This window comes from Actinomycetota bacterium (assembly GCA_040905475.1).
Classification (GTDB): domain Bacteria; phylum Actinomycetota; class AC-67; order AC-67; family AC-67; genus DATFGK01.
On sequence record JBBDRM010000164.1, the window covers coordinates 1 to 2,499 of the forward strand.

Here is a 2,499-nt window from a genome sequence, read left to right on the forward strand (position 1 = left end):
GGCGCCATGGGGCTGGTGCAGATCGACAGCGATGACGACGTCTCCCCCGGGAGCGCCTCGGCAGGCATCCCCGTGCTCAGCATCGCGAGCTCCGCGGGAAAGTCCCTCCGCAAGGCCGTCGTCGAGGGCGAGACGGTGAACGTCACGCTGGTCGACACCCGTGAGCCGCTGGAGGCCATGAGCGACATCCCCTGCCAGGGAGGCATGGCAGGTCCGTTCGAGTGCGACGGGATCGACCTGCTCGCGTTCGTCCCGGCGGAGGAGTTCGACGGCGCCGGCCAGAGCGACCTGTGGGGCTGGACCGACCCGGACACGGGCGACGAGTACGTGATGATGGGCAAGACCAACGGCACGGCGCTCTTCCGGGTAACCGACCCCACCAGCCCCGTCTACCTCGGCGAGGTCCCGAACCCCGGCATCGAGCACGCCGTCTGGCACGACATCAAGGTGTACGCCGACCACGCGTTCATCGTGAGCGAGTCGGACCTCCACGGCATGCTGGTGTTCGACCTCACCCGCCTCCGTGACGTGGGCGACGACGAGCCGCAGCAGTTCACCCCTGACGCGACATACCCGCTGAACTACTCGGCGCACAACATCGCGATCAACGAGGACACGGGGTTCGCCTACATCGTCGGCGGCAACGCCGGAAGCGTCGTGCCGGACCAATGCCTGTCCGGGCTGCACATCGTCGACATCAACGATCCGCAGGTCCCCCGGTTCGCCGGCTGCTACGCCCGGGACGGCGGACCGGGCACGGCCGCCCGGACGGTGGGGGAGCGGGCGACCGACGTCTCGCCGGTCGCATACGTCCACGACACCCAGTGCGTGACCTACCGGGGCCCCGACGAGCGGTACTCCGGCCAGGAGGTCTGCTTCAACGCCTCGGAGAACAAGGTCACCGTCGTCGACGTGACCAACAAGCAGCTGCCGATGACCCTCGGCAGCACCGGGTACGAGGCGGTCAGCTACGCCCACCAGGGCTGGCTGACCGAGGACCATGCCTTCCTGCTCGTCAACGACGAGCTCGACGTCGTCACGGAGGGCAACGGCGTCGACACCACGCGGACGATCGTGCTCGACGTCAGGGACCTCGAGGACCCGAAGGTGCACTTCATCCACGACCACGGCATCACGTCCAGCGCCCACAACAACTACGTGCACGAAGGCCTCGTGTACCAGTCCAACTACGGCAGCGGCCTGCGCGTGCTCGACGTGGCCGCCGTCGGCGACGAGGAGGACCCGCGCCTGGAGCCGGTGGCGTTCTTCGACGTCTTCCCCTTTGACGACGCCGACCCGTCGGCCGACTTCAACGGCACCTGGTCGAACTACCCGTACTTCAGCTCCGGCACGATCGCAGTCAGCGGCCGCCAGGAGGGCCTGTTCCTGGTGCGCCTCGCAGGCGTCGAGGACGTCGCGGTGGCGTGCGCGAACTGTCCCGTCGAGATCAGGGCCGGCGAGAGCGGCACGGCGGAGATCACGGTCACGAACGACGGCGACCGCGGCGGCACGTTCGACATCGCGGTCGGCGGCGTGCCCGACGACTGGGTCGTCGACGTCGCGCCGCAGCCAGTCGTGGTGCCTGCGGGGGAGACCCGGGTGGTCACCGTGACCATCACCGTGCCGCGTCGGGAGCGTGCTGGCAGCTGGTCGCTCTCTGTCACAGCCACCTCGCTGCGCGATAGCGGAATCCACGACTCGGCGGACGTGCCCGTCGAGGTGGTCAAGGGGCGCCCGTCCACCGCCGCATCGAAACCCACACTCTGACGACCTGCTTCACGCCGAAGCGCCCGCGGGAGGCGAGAGCTCCGAGCCGGCGAGCTGAGCGGGCTACCGTGCGCGTGGTGAGCGTCACGAGACTGCCGAGCGGTGTGGTGCACGAGCTGCCAGGAGACCTGCGTACGGCGTTGATCGCCAACGCCACTGCGCTCGCTGCCTGGACGGACATCACGCCGCTGGCCCGCAACGAGTTCATCTGCTGGGTCGAAGATGCCAAGCAGGCGACGACGCGGGAACGCCGCATCCGCCGGACCGTGGAGGAGCTGGAGGAAGGCCAGCGCCGGCCCTGCTGCTGGCCGGGCTGCAAGCACCGCGAGCGGACCGGCCGGTAACGGTCCTTGCCCAGCCGGACCGGACCTGCTCCCCGCTGCAGGCCAGCTCCAGCACGTGGCGGCGAGGTGAGCGCTCGCCTCGCACCCGGCTACGGCCGGCTGCGGCCCTTCGCCGACTTGTGGGTCTGCTTCCAGCGCCGGCGCTCCTCGGCGGCGGCGAGGGGATCGGCGCCGCGGTCGGCCCACGCCACCTCGCGCTTCAGCTTCTGGTAGCTCGCGAGGCGCTCCGGGGCGAGGGTGCCGCCCTCCACCGCACCCCGCACCGCGCAGCGCGGCTCCGGGCCGTGGTCGCAGTCGCGGAACCGGCACGACGCTGCGAGGTCCTCGATGTCAGGGAACGCCGCGCTCAAGCCGTCGCCCGCCGACCACAGGAGCAGCCCCCGGATCC

At 70.3% G+C, this 2,499-nt stretch carries 3 protein-coding genes; 2 read left to right on the forward strand and 1 reads right to left on the reverse strand.

The window, feature by feature from the left end; all coding sequences use genetic code 11:
* Together WEB06_20170 and WEB06_20175 are read left to right on the forward strand one after the other, a co-directional pair.
* Positions 1-1,767: choice-of-anchor B family protein (locus WEB06_20170; protein MEX2557934.1), on the forward strand; the 1,767-nt coding region annotated here is incomplete at its 5' end.
* Between the two features lie 77 nt (positions 1,768-1,844).
* Entirely contained in the window at positions 1,845-2,111 is a 267-nt protein-coding gene (locus tag WEB06_20175) for a YdeI/OmpD-associated family protein (protein MEX2557935.1), read from the forward strand.
* A gap of 89 nt (positions 2,112-2,200) precedes the next feature.
* Here the strand turns inward: WEB06_20175 and WEB06_20180 are convergent.
* On the reverse strand, positions 2,201-2,499 hold a 299-nt coding region (locus WEB06_20180; GenBank protein MEX2557936.1), incomplete at its 5' end, for a hypothetical protein.